This is a genomic window from Streptomyces sp. NPDC046349 (assembly GCF_055587885.1).
In genome coordinates, this window is sequence record NZ_JBVJFK010000001.1 from 285,529 (window position 1) to 303,737 (window position 18,209).

An 18,209-nucleotide genomic window follows, 5' to 3' on the forward strand; every position below is an offset into this window, starting at 1 on the left:
GCCGTCCGGCTAGATCAGTGCCAACTGCAGGCCGCCCGTGGCGTCAAGGTGCTGGCCCGTGACCCAGCGGGAGTCCGCCGAGGCCAGGAAGGCCACCACGTCCGCCACCTCCTGCGCCGTGCCCACCCGGTGGAAGACCGATCGGGCGGCCAGGTGGGTCCGGGTCGCGGGGTCGGCGAGCAGGGCCGCGTTCAGGTCCGTCTCGGTGATCCCCGGCCCCACCGAGTTCACGGTGATCCCCCGCGGGGCGAGCTCGGCGGCCAGCGAGCGTGTCATGGCGTTGGCCGCGCCCTTCGCCATGACCGTCGCGAGGATCGCCGGCAGCGCCAGGTCCGGGGTGCCGGTGACGTTCACGATCCGGCCACCGTCCCGCAGCCGCGCCAGGCCGTGCTTGATCACGAAGAACGGCGCCTTGGCGTTCAGCGCGTGCGCCCGGTCGTACGCCTCCTCGTCGGTGTCCCCGATCCCCGCGAAGGTCGCCGCGCCCGCGTTGTTGACGAGGATGTCCACGGCCTCGGTGTGCGCGGGATGGGCCGCGTACGCCGCCCACAGGGCCTCTGCATCCCCCGGCACGCCGAGCTCGGCCCCGATGGCGAAGGCCCGTCCGCCGGCCGCCCCGATGGCCGCCACGGTCTCCTCGGCCGCTTCCGCGTTGCGGCCGTAGTGCACCGCCACCAGCGCGCCGTCCCGCGCCAGCCGCTCCGCCACGGCCCGGCCGATGCCCCGGCTGCCGCCCGTGACCAGTGCCGTCTTCCCCTTGAGCACGCCCATGACGCGCCCCCCTCCGAAATTATTAGTGGTCGCTACAGAAAGGGACCGTATCAGATTCCCTAGCGGGCGCTATAGAATCTGCGAATGGTGACCGGACAACGCGGCAGGCCCCGCTCCTTCGACCGTGACGCCGCCCTCGACAAGGCGATGACGGCCTTCTGGGAGCGCGGCTACGAGGCGACCTCGATCTCCGACCTGACCGCCTCGATCGGCATCAGCGCGCCCAGCCTGTACGCGGCCTTCGGCGACAAGCGCAAGCTCTTCGACGAGGTCGTCGCGGTCTACGGGAGCCGGTACGGCGACTTCGCCGGCGTGGCGCTGGCGGAGGAGCCCACCGCCCGCGCCGCCGTGGAGCGCATCCTGCGCGAGGCGGCCGAGGTCTACACCGACCCGGCCCACCCGCCGGGCTGCATGGTGATCAGCGCGGCGACCAACACCACCTCGGACGAGGTGGCCCAGGCGCTGCGCGAGCGGCGCAACGCCAACCTGGAACTCTTCGAGAGCCGGATCCGCGCCGACGTCGCCACCGGCGTCCTGCCCGCGGACACGGACGCGCGGGCGCTGGCCCGGTACGCCGGCGCCGTGCTCCAGGGCATGTCGCAGCAGTCGCGCGACGGGGCGACCCGGGAAGAGCTGGAGGCGGTGGCGGAGCGGGCCATGCTGGCCTGGCCGTGAAAGGCCCCGGAGATTCCTCTGGGCCACGGTGCAGGACGGGACCCTCAACCCGTCCGGCACCGTAGCCCGGAGTACTTACGGCCGTCAGGTGTGCGGTTCCCGGCGGCCGGTGAGAGGTGTCTGCGCGGTCAGGGCAGAGCGCGCGACCACCTCGATCCGTCCTCCTGTGCGGGGAGGGCGGAGACTCTGAGTCAATTCTGGACTAGACCATTCTGTTCTGTCCATCCAATGACGGCAGCTGCAAACCCGTCACTTCCTCCAACAGTACGCGGCCCGTGCCCCTCCTGGATACTCCTGAGTACCGGCGTGGGGAAAGTCATCGTGCGTACCCGGGGTACGCTCGCAACGTGCCCTCCATGAACGACCTCGTACGCCAGCACACCGCTCTCGGAGAAACCGACCTGGAGTGGCTCCACCTGCTGGTCTCGGAGTGGCAGCTGCTCTCCGACCTGTCCTTCGCCGACCTGGTGCTGTGGGTGCCCACCCTCGATGGCACCCGGTACGTCTCGGTCGCCCAGATGCGTCCGAACACCGGCCCCACCTCCTACCAGGACGACATGGTCGGCCACCTGGTGCCGCGCGGCCGCCGCCCGCTGCTGGACGCCGCGCTCGACGAGGGCCGCATCGTGCGCGAGGGCGACCCGGAGTGGCGCGAGGAGGTGCCGGTCCGCGTCGAGTCGATCCCCGTCCGCCGTGAAGGGCGGGTACTCGGAGTGATCGCACGCAACACCAACCTGCTCACCGTGCGTACACCGAGCCGACTGGAGCTGACCTACCTGCAGTCCGCCTCCGACCTCGCGCAGATGATCGCAGCGGGCGCCTTCCCCTTCCCCGGCCAGCAGGTCGACATGGACGCCTCCCCGCGTGTCGGGGACGGCCTGATCCGGCTCGACGCCGACGGCGTGGTCACCTACGCCTCCCCCAACGCGCTCTCCGCCTACCACCGCCTCGGCCTCGCCTCCGACCTGGTCGGCCAGGACCTCGGTGCCACCACGGCCGAACTCGCCCCCTCCCGCGGCCCGGTCGACGAGGCGCTGGTCAAGCTCGCCAGCGGATGGGCCCCCCGCGAGACCGAGGTCGAGGGCAACGGCGGCGTCATCCAGCTGCGCGCCATCCCCCTGAAGCCGAAGGGGACCCGGATCGGTTCCCTGGTGCTCTGCCGCGACGTCACCGAACTGCGCCGTCGCGAACGCGAACTGATCACCAAGGACGCCACCATCCGGGAGATCCACCACCGGGTGAAGAACAACCTCCAGACCGTGGCCGCACTGCTGCGGCTCCAGGCCCGCCGCATGGATTCGCCCCAGGGCCGCGAAGCCCTCAACGAGGCCGTGCGCCGCGTCGGTTCGATCGCGATCGTGCACGAGACGCTCTCTCAGAACCTCGACGAGCGGGTCGAGTTCGACGAGATCGCCGACCGCGTGATCGCGATGGTCTCCGAGATCTCGCCGGGCCGGGTCGACTGCCGGCGCACCGGCCGCTTCGGGATCCTGGACGCGGAGGTCGCCACGCCGCTGTCGATGGTGCTCACCGAGATCCTGCAGAACGCCCTCGAGCACGCCTTCACCCAGGGGGAGCGGGGCACGGTGGAGGTGGCCGCGCTGCGCAGCGGAACGGGCCGCAAGGACGGCCGACTGCTGATCACCGTGCTCGACGACGGCAACGGCCTGCCCGAGGGGTTCGACCCCCAGCGGGCCGGCAACCTCGGACTGCAGATCGTGCGAACCCTCGTGGAGGGGGAGCTCGGCGGCACGTTCGACATGGTCCGGGCCGAGCCGCGCGGCACCAAGGTCGTCCTCGACCTGCCGTCCAGCCCGCAGAAGTAGCAGCCGAACGGTGACTCAACGTGAGTGGCGGCTCGCGGGCCGCGTGCACGCAGCGTAGCCGCGGCACAGCACTGAGCCCCGGACCGAATGCTTCGGTCCGGGGCTCAAGAGCACGTTGCTGAGCGCTTCTTCGGTACTGCGCGCTGCGCGTCGAGGCTCGAAAGTCGTTTGTCAGGCGCTGGCGTTGCGCGCCCGGTTGCGAGCGGCGCGGCGCTTCATGGCGCGGCGCTCGTCCTCGCTGAGACCGCCCCAGACGCCGGAGTCCTGACCGGACTCGAGCGCCCACTGCAGGCACTGCTCCATGACGGGGCAACGGCGGCAGACGGCCTTGGCTTCCTCGATCTGCAGCAGCGCAGGACCGGTGTTGCCGATGGGGAAGAAGAGTTCCGGGTCTTCCTCGCGGCAAACGGCGTTGTGACGCCAGTCCATGGCTGCTCCATCTCCTTGTATTGCGGGCACTTTGCTTGTGAATGTGAACGCTTTCACGAATCCCCCCGTGAGGGAAGGGCGACCGCCCGGTTTCACGCGGGTGATCAGTCAGAGATTCGTGGAGGGGTTCTGGCGGTCTGTGTGGGTGCCGGTTCTGCGGGCTGTCCCGATCGCCATGAAGAGATTCGCAAACCTCGGACGGGGATACAACCCCTTCCGGAAAGTTTTTTTTGATTCGTCGGTGTCTACTAGGTCACAGCCCTACATCGTGAGGGTGGACCGGCGTGTAAACGTTCGAGTGAAAGGCCTGTGGGCCCTTCTACTCACACAATCACACGCAGTGCACGGCGTACGCCTGTGAACCGAACGCTGGTGCGCAGTCCGAGGTGATCACCGTCCATCTGGAACGGGAGGGGAACCTTCGAATGCAAGGTGAAGTCGGTCAGATCGTGCAGAGACACCGCATGCTTGCCGTGCGGACCCCGCTCAGGAGTGGAGGTCAGGAGCTGTGTCGCGTAGCGGGCGACGGCCGGAGTTGACAAACGGTTGAGTGCCAATACGTCAAGTGCGGTATCGAAGGAGGCTTCGGGGGAGGCGTAAAGCGGACGATTCCCCAGATACGTCCACGGTGAGGTGTTGCACACTATGGACAGCACCAGGCCCGTCACCGGATCGGCCCCGGGCCGCTCCAGCGTGACCGTCCCCTGCCGCCGGTTGGGCTCCTCCCAGAACTGGCGCATCAGCTGTCGTACGTACAGGGCGTGTGTCGAACGCTTGCCGCGCTCCCGCTGCTGCTCCACCCGCCCCACGACACCCGCGTCGAAACCGAAGCCCGCGCAGAAGGTGAACCAGCGCGCCGGAACCGACTCGTCCTCCGTGCCGGGGGTGCCGGCCGCCAGCCCCAGCCCGACCGTCCGCTCGCGCTCCTCGCGCAGCGCGTCCAGCAGCGCGCCCGTCGCCTCGACCGCGTCGTTCGGCAGCCCCAGGGCGCGGGCGAACACGTTGGTGGAGCCGCCGGGGACCACCGCCAGCCGGGGCAGCCGGTCCGGATCGGGGCCGTTGTGCAGGAGCCCGTTCACCACCTCGTTGACGGTGCCGTCGCCACCCAGGGCGACCACCAGGTCCAGCCCCTCGTGCACGGCCTTGCGCCCCAGGTCCCGGGCGTGCCCGCGGTACTCGGTGGTGACCGCCTCCAGCTTCATCTCGCTGGCCAGGGCATGGATCAGGACGTCGCGCGTGCGCGCACTGGTGGTCGTCGCTGCTGGGTTGGCCACGAGAAGTGCACGCATGAGCGCCAGACTACCCACCCCTTCACGAGCCGACCCTACTGCCCGTCCCCTCCGGCCTCCGCCGGGGCGCCGCTACCCTGCAAGGGTGAGTAAGAAGCAGCCCGCGAAGGCCCCCGCCCCCACCGTCGAAGCGCCCACCGCGCTGCCCCGCCGGCTGACCGCCGCAGCCGTGCTCACCGCCCTGGAGGGCCTGGCGCTCGCGGGCCTCGGCGTGTACATGCTGTTCGTCGGCATCGCCGGCGACCCCGATTCCCCGCAGCAGGCCGAGACGGGCGGCATCACCCTGCTCGCGCTCGCCGCGCTGCCGCTGGTCGCCGCCCGCGGACTGCGCCTGGGCCGCCGCTGGAGCCGCGGCCCGGCACTGATCACACAGCTGATGGCGCTGCCGGTGGCCTGGACGCTCTACACCACCGGCGGTGCTGTGACCGCCGCCGCGGCGGCTCTCGCGGTGGCCGCGGTGGCCGTCGTCGCACTCCTGGTGAACCCGACGGCGACCGAGGCCCTCGGCATCGGAGGGCCTTCGTCCCCCTGAGGTCCGCTCACTCCTCGACGAGGAGCTTCTCGCGGAGCTGGGCCAGGGTGCGGGCCAGCAGGCGGGAGACGTGCATCTGGGAGATGCCGACCTCCTGCGCGATCTGCGACTGCGTCATGTTTCCGAAGAAGCGGAGCAACAGAATCCGCTTCTCTCGGGGCGGCAGACCCTCCAGGAGTGGTTTGAGGGACTCGCGGTACTCGACGCCCTCCAGGGCCTCGTCCTCCGCGCCCAGGGTGTCCGCGACCGCCGGCGACTCGTCGTCGGTGTCCGGAACGTCCAGGGAGAGCGTGCTGTAGGCATTGGCCGATTCCAGCCCCTCCAGCACCTCCTCCTCGGAGATGCCCAGCCGCTCGGCCAGCTCGTGCACTGTCGGGGAGCGCCCGTGCTGCTGGGACAGCTCGGCCGTGGCCGTGGTCAGCGAGAGCCGCAGCTCCTGCAGGCGCCGGGGCACCCGGACCGCCCAGCCCTTGTCCCGGAAGTGGCGCTTGATCTCGCCGACCACCGTGGGCGTGGCGTATGTGGAGAACTCGACCCCGCGGTCCGGGTCGAACCGGTCGACCGACTTGATGAGGCCGATCGTCGCGACCTGGGTCAGGTCGTCCAGCGGCTCACCGCGGTTGCGGAAGCGCCGCGCCAGGTGCTCGACCAGGGGCAGGTGCATCCGTACGAGCCGGTTGCGCAGCTCCGCCTTCTCCGGCGAGCCGTCGGGCAGTGCCCGCAGCTCGACGAACAGGGCCCGCGCGCTGCTGCGGTCGCGCGGATCGGGCAGCGCCGCAGGCGCCGAAGACACCGGGAACCCCACCGCCGGGGCCGGCGCAGCGGCTTCCGGTGGCTGTGCCGGTTGTGATTGTTCGTGCTGGTTCTCGCTCATAGGGCCCGCCCGTCGCTCCGCCGAGTCCAAAAAGCCGTCTTCCGCATCCGCGTCAGCCGGGTGCGGCCGGGCGTGCTGCTGCTCCGGGATGCCGCCGTCGACCTCGTGCCGTACCCGGGGCCGATCCCCGCCCCGCACCGGGATCTCCCCGCCGCTCACGCCGGGCCTGGTCCCGCGCCGCGTTGTTTGTAGAGGCTGATGCTCACCGTCCGGTTCTCCTCGACCGTGGCCTCGACCTTGCCGGCCAGCGCCGACAGGACCGTCCAGGCGAATGTGTCGCGCTCCGGCGCGCGCCCGTCCGTGGTCGGCGCCGAGACGGTCACCTCCAGCGAGTCGTCGATCAGCCGGAAGACGCAGCTGAGGACGGAGCCCGGCACGGCCTGCTGGAGCAGGATCGCGCAGGCCTCGTCGACCGCGATACGGAGATCCTCGATCTCGTCGAGGGTGAAGTCCAAACGTGCCGCGAGGCCGGCCGTGGCCGTCCGCAGCACCGACAGGTAGGCACCCGCAGCGGGCAGCCGGACTTCCACGAAGTCCTGAGTCCCGGGCTCGCCTGCGATCTGGGACACCCTCACCTCCAAGGTGGTACGAGCTCTTTTCGCCGGTGACGCTACCGCGATCCGGGCGATCGTGTCGCGGCACCCCTCGTGACGCCCGCTGTGAGCACCCTGCCCTGCGGCCAGTGACTGATGGTAAGCCCATGGGCACGCACAGTGGGTAGGGGTCTGCGGGGGTCAAATCGGGGGAACCGGCGGAGGGTTGAACTACCCCGCCTCAGACGATCGAACCGTCCACGAAACACCATCGCCAGGTCTCGCCCGGCTCGAAGCTCCGCATGACCGGATGGCCGGTCTCGGCGTGGTGTGCCGTCGCGTGCCGGAACGGCGAGGAATCGCAGCACGCCACGTGCCCGCACCCCAGGCAGATCCGCAGCTGCACCGGGTGGCTGCCGACCGCCAGACATTCGGCGCAGGTCAGTGCAGACGGGACCGGCTCGGGGCGCGGCAGTTCGGCAACGTGGGTGCACTCGCTCATGATGGCCAGCGTACGACCAGGGTGCGGGCGCGCGACGACGGAGGACGGATCTTCGATGGACGTATTGCAGCTGGTGGCGCTCGTCGCGGGCAGTGCGGCCGTCGCGGGGCTCGCCCGCCGCACGCCGGTGCCCGCGCCGCTCCTGCTGGTCGCCGCCGGGCTGGCGGCCTCGTACATCCCCGGCGTGCCGGCCTACACCCTCGATCCGCACATCGTGCTGCCGCTGCTGCTCCCGCCGCTGCTGTACACGGCCGCGGTGGACAGCTCGTACCTGGACCTGCGGGCCAACATCAGGCCGATCGCGATGCTGTCGGTCGGCTACGTGCTCTTCGCGACGGTCGTCGTCGGGTACGCGGCGTACCTGCTGGTGCCCGGGCTGTCCCTGCCGGTGGCGCTGGTGCTGGGCGCGGTGATCGCGCCGCCCGACGCGGTCGCCGCAACCGCGATCGCCCGCAAGCTGCGGCTGCCGAACCGGCTGACGACCATCCTGCAGGGCGAGTCCCTGGTCAACGACGCCACCGCGATCACCGCGTACAAGGTGGCGCTGGCGGCGGCGGTCGGGGTGAGTGCCGGCTGGGCGGGCGGCATCGCGGAGTTCCTGCTGGCCTCGGTCGGCGGGGTCGGCGTCGGCCTGCTGCTGATGGTGCCGATCCACCAGCTGCGCAAACGGATGAGGGAGCCGCTCCTCCAGAACACCCTCTCGCTGCTGATCCCCTTCGTGGCATACGCGGCGGCCGAGCGGGTGCACGCGTCCGGTGTGCTGGCCGTGGTCGTGGTCGCGCTCTACCTCGGGCACCGCAACTGGCAGGTCGACTTCGCCACGCGGCTCCAGGAGGAGGCGGTGTGGAAGATGGTCGCCTTCGTCCTGGAGTCCGTCGTCTTCGCGCTCATCGGCCTCCAACTGGCGGTGGTCCTCACCGGGCTGGGGGAGTACGAGGGCATGGATGCGGCCTGGTACGCGATCGCCGTCTTCCTCGTGGTGGTGGTGGCGCGCTTCGTGTGGGTGTTCCCGGCGACCTTCGTACCGCGCGGGCTGTCGCGGCGGATCCGGGAGCGGGAGCCGGACACCGACTGGAAGTCCCCGGTGATCGTGGGCTGGGCCGGGATGCGGGGCGTGGTGTCGCTGGCCATCGCCTTCTCCGTGCCGATCTCGGTGCCGCACCGGAATCTGATCCTCTTCCTGACCTTCACGACGGTCATCGGGACGCTGGTGGTGCAGGGTCTGACGCTGCCGCCGCTGATCAGGGCGCTGAAGCTGCCGCCGAGGGACGTGCAGGCCGAGACGCTGGCCGAGGCGCAGGCGCAGAGCGAGGCCTCGCGGGCGGCGGAGGAGCGGCTGGCGGAGCTGCTGGAGGAACCGGAGAACTCCACGCTGCCGCCGCCGCTCGCGGACCGGCTGCGCACGGTGCTGGAACGGCGGCGCAACGCGGTGTGGGAACGGCTGGGTGAGGTCAATCCGCTGACGGGCGAGTCCGCGGACGACCTCTACCGGCGGCTCGCGGGGGAGATGATCGAGGCGGAGCGGGAGGTCTTCGTCGCGCTGCGGGACGGCCGGCGGATCGACGACGAGATGCTGCGGGTGCTGCTGCGCAGGCTGGACCTGGAGGAGGCGGCGGCGTACCGCGAGTCGGCCTGACCCCTGCGGGGGCGCGGCGGGTGGGCGGCTGGGCTCGGCCGGGGTTCAGGGCGGGCGGGCGGCGGCGGGGTCGGGGCCGCTGCCGTGGCGGGGGTGTCGTCCTGGACTCGTGATGCATGGCGCCTCGGCCGGGTAGGCCGGGTACGGGCTGCTGCCGCGGCTGCACATCACGTTCCACGGCCAGGACACCGCCCCGCCGCGTCCCCGTCCCCGACGGCTCCCGCTACGGGCGGCCCGTGATGATCGCGGTGACGGTCGTGCCGGGCGGGAAGGTGCCGGCGCTGGTGAGGGCGGTCAGGGCCCAGAGGAGTTTGGCCACGTAGATCCGCTCCAACGGGAGGCCGTGGCGGGAGGCGAAGTCGGCGGCGAAGGACTCCAGGGCGGCCGGGACGCGGGCGTACCCGCCGTGGTGGAAGTCCTCCGCCAGGGACCAGTCGCCGACCGGTCCGCCATACGCCTCGGTCTGGAGGGAACGTATCTCCTCGGACAGGAAGCCGCCGGCCAGGACGGGAACGCCCAGCGCCCGCTGCCCGGGCGCGAGGCCGGCGGCCAGACCCGCGAGGGTGCCGCCGGTGCCGCAGGCCACCGCCGCCACGTCGGTGACGCCGCGGAGCTCGAGGCCCAGCTCGGCGCAGCCGGCGAGGGCGAGGGCGTTGCTGCCGCCTTCGGGGACGACGTACGCCCCGCTCGCGCCGGCCTCGTCCAGCAGCACCGCCTGTGTCCGCGCGTCGGCCTTGTCGCGGTAGCGCGAGCGGGAGACGAAGTGCAGGCGCATGCCGTCCGCCGCGCACCGGGCGAGGGAGTCGTTCAGGGGCCGGCGGGCCAGCTCGTCGCCGCGCACGATGCCGACCGTCCCGAGGCCGAGCAGCCGCCCGGCGGCAGCCGTGGCCCGCAGGTGGTTCGAGTACGCCCCGCCGAAGGTGACGAGCCGGTCGTGCCCCGCCTCCAGGGCCGCGCGCAGGTTCGGTGCGAGCTTGCGCCACTTGTTGCCGGGCAGCTCGGGATGGACGAGGTCGTCCCGCTTCAACAGCAGTCGCACGCCGCGCGCGGCGAACCGCTCGTCCACCGCCTCGACGAGCGGAGAGGGCGGCCGCGACTGCAGTTCGGGATGGTCCACCCGTCCATTGTGAGCCGCCCCGTGCCGTCGCACGGCCCGGGGCCGCGTCTCGCGGGTGACACCGGCGCCACCGGTGAACACTCGCCGGAAACAGGCCGTGCCTCCTTCGCCCGGCCGAACTCCCGCTCGAACGTGCCGCGGACGGCTGCGCGGTCCGGGAAACGGATTCCAGGGACATCGTCGAGTCCTGCGACGGGGAGTCGCGCCGCCGGTACGGCTCGCCGGGCGAGCCCCGCCCCGGAAGACGAAGTGGCGGCGGGCCGCCACTTCGTCGGGTGGTCACTTCAGGCGTTCGGCGATGCGGTCGCGCAGGGAGGCCATCGTGAAGCCGCGGGGGTCGACCTTGCCCGGCTGCCATTCGCGGTGGCCGATGACCGACCGGGCCGTCCAGCGGTGGACCCGGCACAGGGCCGCCGCCGCGCGGGCGATGGCGTCGATCTGGGCCGGGGGCCACGGGTCCTCGCCGTTGCCGAGGTTCACGCACTCGAAGCCGTAGAAGTGGCGGTTGCCGTCGGTGGTCGCCTCGTTGTCCGGGGGGAGCCGCCGTTCGGCGATCACCGCCGCCAGGACGTCGGGGTCGCCCAGGCCGGCGTGGTTGGCGCGGCCGTAGCCGACCAGGTGGACGCGGCCGTCCTTGCCGATCACGCCGTGGCACAGCGGCCCCGGGAGGGCGCTGTGGCCGTCGCGGCAGAGCTCGACGGAGTACGCGGTGCCGCGCGTGACGGTGTGGTGGATCATCACCCCGTGCAGCGGGCCCCAGGGCCCCTTGTGGTTGCGGTTGTGGGTGCGCCAGGCGCCGACCTCGACGACGGTCAGGCCTTCGTTCCTCAGTGCGTTGATGAACCGGTCCGCGGACATGGGTGCGGCCATGGCCGCCTCCCTTCGTGCGGTGCGCGACGGACACCCCGTGTGTCCGAGTCGTCACGCTCCGGTTTAGTGGAGGCAGCCCTTCCGCGGCTAGTGTTTTCGTACGGCGAGCGAGCGGATCCGGACAGGCCTCACGCGGAGGCGAGCCACAGGTCGGGGCCGAACACCTCGTAGTGGATGTCGGCTGCCGGCACGCCCTTGGCGATCAGCTGCTCGCGCACGGACCTCATGAAGGGGAGCGGCCCGCACAGGTAGGCCTTGGTGCCCGGGGCGACGGGTACGTCCGACAGGTCCATGAGGCCCGTGCCGTCGCCCGGCTCCGCCCCCTGCTCGTACCAGAACCGGGCCGAGGCGTCGGACAGCTTGTGGGTCAGGGCGCGGTGGTCGGCCCGCAGCGGGTGGTCCGCGGGGGAGCGGTCGGCGTGCAGCACCGTCACCGGAGCGGGGTGCCCGGTCTCGGCCAGGTGCTCCAGCATCGAGAGCATCGGCGTGCAGCCGATGCCCGCCGAGGCGAGCAGGACGGGGGCGTCGGAGTCCTCCAGGACCAGGTCGCCGTACGGGGCGGACACCCGCAGGGTGTGGCCCGCGTGCACGTGGGCGTGCAGGTGGTTGGAGACCTCGCCGTCGGGGCCCCCGGCGGCCGGGCCGTGGACCCGCTTGACGGTGATCGCGCGGACCGCGGAGCCGGGCGCGCCGGAGAGGCTGTACTGGCGGATCTGGCGGGCTCCGTCGGGGAGTTCGACCTGCACGGAGACGTACTGCCCGGGCAGGTGCGCGGGCGCCGGGGCGCCGTCCGCGGGGGTGATGCGGAAGGTGGCGCAGTCGGCCGTCTCCTCCGACCGGCCGGTGACCGTCCATTCGCGCCACACGTCGCCGGCGGCGATCCGGTGGCCTGCGTAGAGGCGCTCCTCGATGGCCGCGAGTGCGTTCGCCATCAGCCAGTAGACCTCGTCCCATGCCTGCGCGACGTCGGGTGTGACGGCCTCGCCGAGGATCTCGGCGATCGCCTCGAAGAGGTGCCGGTGGACGACCGCGTACTGCTCGCGGGTGACGCCGAGGCTGGCGTGCTTGTGCGCGATGCGGCCGAGCATCACATCGGGGCGGGTGTCCGGGTGCTCGACCAGGTGGGTCGCGAAAGCGGCGATGGAGCCGGCGAGCGCCTGCTTCTGGAGGCCCGCGTTCTGGTTGCCCCGGTTGAAGAGGTCGCGGAGCAGCTCCGGGTGGGCCGTGAAGAGCTTCGTGTAGAAGAGCTCCGTTATGTCGCCGATGGCCGCTCCGACGGCGGGCAGGGTGGCTCGGACGGTCGCGGTCGACTTCTCGGACAGCATGGGAACTCCTCGCGTGGTGGAACGGTCCATTAATTGGCATCTTAGATGCGCATTTTTGATCGCAGACGCCCGCTGTCGTGCGGACTTCTGTTCGACTCCCGTCGGGGTGAGGCTATGGCGCCCGGCGGGCGGTGGTAACCGGCCATTCGGCCCTGGCGGTCAGGGTCCTTCGGCCCCTGTGGGCGCCCTGCTCGAAATGCCGAGGAGGAGCGGCCCGGTCGGGGCTGCCACCAGGTCGTTCACCGTCAGCGGGTCCAGTTCGGCGAAGAACGCCTCCTGGGCCCGGCGCAGCGCGCCGCGCAGCACGCAGGCGCTGCGCAGCGGGCAGGGGGTGGTGCCTTCACAGTCGACGACGTCGCCGGCGCCCTCCAGCTCCCGGACCACCGCGCCGACCGAGGCGGCCCGTCCGGCCGGAGTCAGGGTCAGCCCCCCGCCGCGACCGCGCCGCGCCTCGACCAGGCCGAGATGCTGGAGTCTGGCGACCACTTTGGCCGTGTGGGTGTACGGGACCTCCATCGTCGCCGCCACGTCGCGCGTGGTGGGGAGGTCCGTCTCCTCGACGGCCAGGCGCATCAGCGTGCGCAGCGCCAGGTCGGTGAATCGGGTCAGCCGCATGCGGTCACCGTAGAAAATTCGCATCCAGGATACAAATTAAAGCTCGTCCGGGACGGGGCTTGGCCGAAACCGATGGGCGGTGAAGGGGTCAGCCAGCCCTCGGGCGCGGAGTTCGATCCGAGAGAGTGCCCCGCCCCCGACGGAGTAGTCCCACCCTTTTGTGTAATGGTCCCACCACGTTGCGTGCTGAAAGGCTGCCTCCTGCAGACCCATGGAGTGATCGAAAGGGAAAGACATGTCGGTCCAGGCAGGTTCCGAGTCCGAGGCCCAGACACCGCAGCGCAGTCTGGGGACGGCGGCCGCACGGAACTTGGCAACCACGACCAAGTCCGCGCCGCAGATGCAGGAGATCACTTCGAGGTGGCTGCTGAAGGCGCTGCCGTGGGTGTCGGTGCAGGGCGGCACCTACCGGGTGAACCGGAGGCTGAGCTACTCGGTCGGCAACGGCGTCGTGGAGTTCGTCAAGACCGGGACCCAGGTCCAGGTGATCCCGGCCGAGCTCGGCGAACTGCCGCTGCTGCGCGACTACGAGGACCTCGACGTCCTCGGCGAACTGGCCCAGCGGTGCCAGCAGGTCGACTTCGAGGCCGGCCAGGAGCTGACCTCCTTCGGCAGCCCCTCCGGCGAGGTCTTCCTGCTCGCGCACGGCCGCATCGACCAGATCGGCCCCGGCCCCTACGGGGACGACGCCGTCCTGCGGACCGTCGCCGACGGCGCGTACTTCGGCGAGGACGCCCTCGTCGATGAAGAATCGATTTGGGAGTACACCGCCCGCGCCGCCACCCCCGGCACCGCCCTCGCCCTGTCCCGGCAGGACTTCCAACTGCTGGCCGACCGGGTCCCCTCACTGCGCGAACACCTGGAGCGCGTACGCTCCGCGCCCGCCCAACGCACCAACAAGTACGGCGAGGCGGAGATCGACCTCTCGGCCGGCCACCAGGGCGAGGCCCTCCTCCCCGGCACGTTCGTGGACTACGACGCCCGCCCGCGCGAGTACGAGCTCTCCATCGCCCAGACCGTCCTGCGCGTGCACACGCGCGTCGCCGACCTCTACAACCAGCCGATGAACCAGACCGAGCAGCAGTTGCGGCTCACGGTCGAGGCGCTGCGCGAGCGCCAGGAGCACGAGATGCTCAACAACCGCGACTTCGGCCTGCTCCACAACGCCGACTACGACCAGCGCATCCAGCCGCACGACGGCGGCCCCAGCCCCGACGACATGGACCAGCTGCTCAGCATGCGGCGCGGCTCCAAGCTCTTCCTGGCGCACCCCAAGGCGATCGCCGCCTTCGGACGCGAGTGCAACAAGCGCGGGATCCACCCCGGGACGGTGGACGTCGACGGAACCCGCGTGATGACCTGGCGCGGCGTGCCGATCTTTCCGAGCAACAAGATCCCCATCAGCGACGCCCGCACCACCTCCATCCTGTGCATGCGCACCGGCGAGGACGAGCAGGGCGTGATCGGCCTGCATCAGCCGGGCATCCCGGACGAGATCGAGCCGAGCCTGTCGGTCCGCTTCATGGGGATCAGCGAGCAGGCGATCATCTCGTACCTGGTCACCGCGTACTTCTCCGCGGCGGTGCTGGTGCCGGACGCGCTCGGCGTGCTGGAGAACGTCGAGATCGGCCGTTGGCGCTGATCGAGGTGAACGCGATCGCGACCGGCGAGGGCCAGGAGGCTGCGGCCCTCCTGGAACGGACGAGGGAAACGGTCAACCCGGAACTGCGCCGCACCGTCGAGAGCCTGCCCCGTGGGATGCGGCGCGTGGCCATGTACCACTTCGGCTGGGAGCACGCGGACGGAAGCCCGGCCGACGGCAGCCCCGGCAAGGCCATCCGGCCCGCCCTGGTACTCGCCGCGGCGCAGGCCCTGCAGGGGCCGGGCGGCGGCCCGGTCGACCACGCCGTACCGGCCGCGGTCGCCGTGGAGCTGGCGCACAACTTCACCCTGCTCCACGACGACGTCATCGACAAGGACGTGCGCCGGCGCGGCAGGGCCACGGCCTGGACGGTCTTCGGGACGCCGGACGCGATCATCACGGGCGACGCCATGATGGCGCTCGCCCAGCGACTGCTCGCGGACGATCCGCACCCCGCCGCGGCGGCGGCCTCGTCCCGGCTCTCGGCCTGCATCATCGAGCTCTGCGCGGGCCAGCAGGCCGACTGCGCCTTCGAGCGGCGCCCGGACGTCTCGCTCGACGAGTGCCTGACCATGGCGACGGCCAAGACCGGCGCGCTGCTGGGCTGCGCGTGCGCACTGGGCGCGCTGTACGCGGGGGCCGGACCGGAGGAGGTCGCCGCCATGGACGCCTTCGGCCGGGAGGCGGGCCTGGCCTTCCAGCTGATCGACGACCTGATCGGCATCTGGGGGGACCCGGGGCACACCGGCAAGTCCGCCGGAGCGGATCTGATCGCCCGCAAGAAGTCCCTGCCCGTCGTGGCCGCCCTCACCTCGGGCACCGGGGCGGGCCGGGAACTGGCCGAGCTGTACGCGGGTCCCATGACCGGGGACGACGTGCTGCGGGCGGCCGAAGCGGTGGAGCGGGCCGGCGGCCGCGACTGGGCCCAGGCCGAGGCCGCGGACCGGATGGGCCGCGCGGTCCAGCAGCTGTCCCGGGCCGTTCCCGACCTCGGGGCGGCGGGCGGACTGCTGGCACTGGCGGAGTTCGTGACGCGCCGTACGAGGTGATCGCCGGCGAGAAACGGGGGGAGGCCCGTTCCGGCACCGCACGGTGCCGGAACGGGCCTTACCGCATCGCGGCGCCAACTCTAGGATCGCTGACGGTTGTTGACACGTGAGCGAAGGGTGTGACCAGTGGCGCTGGAGATACGTCAGGCGGATCAGTCGGACCGGGACGCGGTGGCGCGGCTGCTCGACGAGGCCTTCCGCACCGACCCGGTGAGCAGCTGGGTCTTCCCGGACCCGGAGCACCGGGCCGCCGTCCACGGCAGGTTCTTGGGCGTCTTCGTGGACGTCGCGCTCGCCGAGGGGCGGATCGACTACGCGGCGGACGGCTCCGCGGCGGCGCTGTGGCTGCGGATCCCCGCGGGTGAGCCGGAGGGTGAGGACGAGGTGCCCGCGAAGATGCGGGCGGTGGCCGACCCGGACAACGAGCGGTGCGAGCTGGTCGGGCGGCTGACGGGTGCGGTGCACCCGACGTCCGAGGAGCACGAGTATCTGCTGATGATCGCCGTCGCCCCGGGCCGGCAGGGGGAGGGCCTCGGTACCGAGCTGATGCGCCCGGTGCTGGAGCGCTGCGACCGCGAGGGCGTGCCGGCGTACCTGGAGGCGAGCAGCGAGCGCAGCAAGGGGCTGTACGAGCGGCTCGGCTGGGAGTTCACCGGCGAGGCGGTGCGGCTGCCGGACGGGCCGCTGATGTGGCCCATGTGGCGCAAGCCCAGGGGGTAGGGCCCGGTCGGACGCGTCCCGGGTGGGAGCTTGCGTAACCACTTCACCTGAAGTACTTTCCTTGGCGTGCCCCGGTGCGGAGGCACTGTCCGACGAAAGAGAATCGCTTGCGCAGGCTCACGTACTTCGTCGCCACCACCGTCGACGGGTTCATCGGCGCCCCGGACGGCGACGGCGATTTCTTCTACGGCCACCTCGACGGCGAGTTCGTCGAGCACCTCAAGAGCGAGTACCCGGAGACCATCGCCGCCCAGGGGCGCGCGCAGCTCGGGATCGCCGACGCCCCGCCGAAGCGCTTCGACGCGGTGCTCATGGGGCGCGCCACCTACGAGCCGGGCCTGAAGGCGGGCATGGCCAGCCCGTACGGCCACCTGCCCGAGCAGTACGTCGTCTCGCGCTCCCTCACCACCCCGCCCGACCCGCAGGTGCGGCTGATCAGCGGCGACGTGGCGGCCCGGGTCCGTGAGCTCAAGGCTCGTGACGGGCTCGGCATCTGGCTCTGCGGCGGCGCCGACCTCGCCACCCAGCTGATCGACGAGATCGACGAGTTCGTCGTCAAGACCTACCCGGTCTTCGCGGGCACCGGCATGCCGATGACGCGCGCCGGCTTCGGGGTGCGGCCCCTGGAGCTCACCGGGGTGACCACCCTCGGCGGCGGCCAGATCATCAGCACCTACGTCCGCAAGAGCTGACCCGACGGACATGCGAAATCCGGCCTACCGTGGAGGTATGGCCGGTGAACAGCAGCACGCGCACGAGACCGTGGCCCCGCAGGCCGGGCACGAACAGCAGACGTGCCCGGCCTGCGGGCTCCGCGTCGACACGGTGGTCGGGCGGCGCAAGTCCCTCGGGGTCTTCGTACCGGTGTGGAGCCGGGGTCCCTGCAGGAACCCCGACTGCGCGCACCACGTGGAGCGCGAGGGGCGGTGACTCAGCCCGCGGGGGCGAGGTCCTTCGTGCCCAGGCCGGAGGCGAAGCCGTTGGCCCAGAGCTGATTGACCCGCGTCCGCTCGGCGGAGTTCGGGGTGGCGTTCGTGCACGAGGTGCCCGGGCCGCCACCCGACATCAGCTCGCTGCACGGGCCCGAGTAGTGGTCCGGCAGACCCAGCACGTGACCGGTCTCGTGCGAGGTCACCCGGGTGGAGTTGTACTGCTGGTTCTGCCGGTAGTCGAGGAAGATGTAGCCCCGGCCGTGCCCGTCGGTGCTCGCGTACGAGCCGCGCGGGTCGTTGCCCTCGCGGTACGAGAAGTTGCCGCCGGAGGAGACCTCCTGCAGCTTCACGTTGGTGACCGAGCTGTTCCAGATGCGGGTGGAGGTGGCTATCTGGGTACGGAAGCTCGGCGCGTTGCGGGTGTTGTACGTGACGGTGACGGCGAGGGCGCCCGGGTTCGCGGCCCGCTGCTCGGCGACCGAGCGCTGCACGGCCTCGAAGAAGGCACGGTTGGCGGCCTCGTTCTCCGGCGACCGCTCGTACGCCGCGTAGCCGGCGGCGTTGCCGGCGGGGGTGGGTGCGGCGGCGGCGGTGGGGACGGCGCCGAGGGTGGCGGCGAGGCCGATGCCGACGGCGGTCGCCAGCAGGGCCTTACGGGAGTGGCGCATGTGGGGGAGCTCCTACTCATCCGGTGCGGTGGGGGGTGGGTCGTTCGGTACCGGAGTCTGCGGGAGGGGAACGGGCCGGCGGATGATGTCACTGGCCGATAGCGCCGGCCTATCGGGAAGATTTCGTCAGCCCAACTAGCGTGAGAATGGCGGGATTCTGGGGGCTATCGGTGGCTGGTGCGGTCCACGGGCCCGGCCTACCCT

The 18,209-nt window shown here is 71.5% G+C and carries 20 protein-coding genes; 9 read left to right on the top strand and 11 right to left on the bottom strand.

Annotation, left to right across the window (positions count from 1 at the left end; translation table 11 throughout):
* Nucleotides 1-9 precede the first annotated feature (9 nt).
* Nucleotides 10-771 (bottom strand): SDR family oxidoreductase, encoded by a 762-nt coding sequence (locus ACZ6JS_RS01375; protein WP_469295027.1) that lies wholly within the window; start codon nucleotides 769-771, stop codon nucleotides 10-12.
* A gap of 84 nt (nucleotides 772-855) precedes the next feature.
* On the opposite strand from ACZ6JS_RS01375, the gene ACZ6JS_RS01380 reads away from it, so the two are divergent.
* Together ACZ6JS_RS01380 and ACZ6JS_RS01385 are read left to right on the top strand one after the other, a co-directional pair.
* Nucleotides 856-1,446 (top strand): TetR/AcrR family transcriptional regulator, encoded by a 591-nt coding sequence (locus ACZ6JS_RS01380; RefSeq protein WP_469295028.1) that lies wholly within the window; start codon nucleotides 856-858, stop codon nucleotides 1,444-1,446.
* 356 nt (nucleotides 1,447-1,802) lie between these two features.
* On the top strand, nucleotides 1,803-3,272 hold the full coding sequence (locus ACZ6JS_RS01385) for a sensor histidine kinase (protein ID WP_469295523.1): 1,470 nt from the start codon (nucleotides 1,803-1,805) through the stop codon (nucleotides 3,270-3,272).
* Between the two features lie 171 nt (nucleotides 3,273-3,443).
* On the opposite strand, the gene ACZ6JS_RS01390 is transcribed toward ACZ6JS_RS01385, so the two are convergent.
* A complete protein-coding gene (locus tag ACZ6JS_RS01390) occupies nucleotides 3,444-3,701 on the bottom strand; it encodes a WhiB family transcriptional regulator (protein WP_003953983.1) in 258 nt (85 codons plus the stop codon).
* A 323-nt stretch (nucleotides 3,702-4,024) separates the two neighbouring features.
* On the bottom strand, nucleotides 4,025-4,990 hold the full coding sequence (locus ACZ6JS_RS01395; RefSeq protein ID WP_469295029.1) for a diacylglycerol/lipid kinase family protein: 966 nt from the start codon (nucleotides 4,988-4,990) through the stop codon (nucleotides 4,025-4,027).
* A gap of 85 nt (nucleotides 4,991-5,075) precedes the next feature.
* Here ACZ6JS_RS01395 and ACZ6JS_RS01400 point away from each other — a divergent pair, with 85 nt between their 5' ends.
* Nucleotides 5,076-5,522 carry a hypothetical protein gene (locus ACZ6JS_RS01400; protein ID WP_469295030.1) on the top strand — a complete coding sequence of 149 codons (447 nt, stop codon included), beginning with the start codon at nucleotides 5,076-5,078 and terminating at the stop codon, nucleotides 5,520-5,522.
* A gap of 7 nt (nucleotides 5,523-5,529) precedes the next feature.
* On the opposite strand, the gene ACZ6JS_RS01405 is transcribed toward ACZ6JS_RS01400, so the two are convergent.
* From ACZ6JS_RS01405 to ACZ6JS_RS01415, 3 genes are all read right to left on the bottom strand, one after another.
* Nucleotides 5,530-6,540 (bottom strand): RNA polymerase sigma factor SigF, encoded by a 1,011-nt coding sequence (locus ACZ6JS_RS01405; RefSeq protein WP_469295525.1) that lies wholly within the window; start codon nucleotides 6,538-6,540, stop codon nucleotides 5,530-5,532.
* Between the two features lie 11 nt (nucleotides 6,541-6,551).
* The gene (locus tag ACZ6JS_RS01410) at nucleotides 6,552-6,965 is read right to left on the bottom strand and encodes an ATP-binding protein (protein ID WP_030012703.1); all 414 of its coding nucleotides are present in this window, start codon (nucleotides 6,963-6,965) and stop codon (nucleotides 6,552-6,554) included.
* Between the two features lie 205 nt (nucleotides 6,966-7,170).
* On the bottom strand, nucleotides 7,171-7,431 hold the full coding sequence (locus tag ACZ6JS_RS01415; RefSeq protein WP_469295031.1) for a UBP-type zinc finger domain-containing protein: 261 nt from the start codon (nucleotides 7,429-7,431) through the stop codon (nucleotides 7,171-7,173).
* A 55-nt stretch (nucleotides 7,432-7,486) separates the two neighbouring features.
* Between ACZ6JS_RS01415 and ACZ6JS_RS01420 the strand changes: the two genes are divergently transcribed.
* A complete protein-coding gene (locus tag ACZ6JS_RS01420) occupies nucleotides 7,487-9,067 on the top strand; it encodes a Na+/H+ antiporter (RefSeq protein WP_469295033.1) in 1,581 nt (526 codons plus the stop codon).
* A 223-nt stretch (nucleotides 9,068-9,290) separates the two neighbouring features.
* On the opposite strand, the gene ACZ6JS_RS01425 is transcribed toward ACZ6JS_RS01420, so the two are convergent.
* The 4 genes from ACZ6JS_RS01425 to ACZ6JS_RS01440 form a co-directional block, all read right to left on the bottom strand.
* Nucleotides 9,291-10,184 (bottom strand): 1-aminocyclopropane-1-carboxylate deaminase/D-cysteine desulfhydrase, encoded by an 894-nt coding sequence (locus tag ACZ6JS_RS01425; RefSeq protein WP_469295034.1) that lies wholly within the window; start codon nucleotides 10,182-10,184, stop codon nucleotides 9,291-9,293.
* Nucleotides 10,185-10,463: 279 nt separating this feature from the next.
* Nucleotides 10,464-11,054: an N-acetylmuramoyl-L-alanine amidase gene (locus ACZ6JS_RS01430; protein WP_469295036.1), complete on the bottom strand. Its 591-nt coding sequence runs from the start codon at nucleotides 11,052-11,054 to the stop codon at nucleotides 10,464-10,466.
* Nucleotides 11,055-11,182: 128 nt separating this feature from the next.
* Nucleotides 11,183-12,379: a globin domain-containing protein gene (locus ACZ6JS_RS01435; RefSeq protein WP_469295038.1), complete on the bottom strand. Its 1,197-nt coding sequence runs from the start codon at nucleotides 12,377-12,379 to the stop codon at nucleotides 11,183-11,185.
* A gap of 159 nt (nucleotides 12,380-12,538) precedes the next feature.
* A complete protein-coding gene (locus ACZ6JS_RS01440; protein WP_469295039.1) occupies nucleotides 12,539-12,994 on the bottom strand; it encodes an RrF2 family transcriptional regulator in 456 nt (151 codons plus the stop codon).
* 235 nt (nucleotides 12,995-13,229) lie between these two features.
* Here ACZ6JS_RS01440 and ACZ6JS_RS01445 point away from each other — a divergent pair, with 235 nt between their 5' ends.
* From ACZ6JS_RS01445 to ACZ6JS_RS01465, 5 genes are all read left to right on the top strand, one after another.
* A complete protein-coding gene (locus ACZ6JS_RS01445; protein WP_469295041.1) occupies nucleotides 13,230-14,636 on the top strand; it encodes a family 2B encapsulin nanocompartment shell protein in 1,407 nt (468 codons plus the stop codon).
* The gene (locus ACZ6JS_RS01450) at nucleotides 14,633-15,685 is read left to right on the top strand and encodes a family 2 encapsulin nanocompartment cargo protein polyprenyl transferase (RefSeq protein WP_469295526.1); all 1,053 of its coding nucleotides are present in this window, start codon (nucleotides 14,633-14,635) and stop codon (nucleotides 15,683-15,685) included. The genes ACZ6JS_RS01445 and ACZ6JS_RS01450 overlap by 4 nt, the downstream gene beginning before the upstream one ends.
* 126 nt (nucleotides 15,686-15,811) lie before the next feature.
* Nucleotides 15,812-16,405 carry a GNAT family N-acetyltransferase gene (locus ACZ6JS_RS01455; RefSeq protein ID WP_469295042.1) on the top strand — a complete coding sequence of 198 codons (594 nt, stop codon included), beginning with the start codon at nucleotides 15,812-15,814 and terminating at the stop codon, nucleotides 16,403-16,405.
* 107 nt (nucleotides 16,406-16,512) lie between these two features.
* Nucleotides 16,513-17,097, top strand: a complete 585-nt coding sequence (locus ACZ6JS_RS01460) for a dihydrofolate reductase family protein (RefSeq protein WP_469295043.1) — start codon at nucleotides 16,513-16,515, stop codon at nucleotides 17,095-17,097.
* A 37-nt stretch (nucleotides 17,098-17,134) separates the two neighbouring features.
* Nucleotides 17,135-17,335, top strand: coding sequence for a hypothetical protein (locus ACZ6JS_RS01465; RefSeq protein WP_469295045.1), 201 nt, complete (start codon nucleotides 17,135-17,137; stop codon nucleotides 17,333-17,335).
* 1 nt (nucleotide 17,336) lies between these two features.
* On the opposite strand, the gene snpA is transcribed toward ACZ6JS_RS01465, so the two are convergent.
* Nucleotides 17,337-18,005: a snapalysin gene (gene snpA / locus ACZ6JS_RS01470; RefSeq protein WP_469295046.1), complete on the bottom strand. Its 669-nt coding sequence runs from the start codon at nucleotides 18,003-18,005 to the stop codon at nucleotides 17,337-17,339.
* Nucleotides 18,006-18,209: the final 204 nt, after the last annotated feature.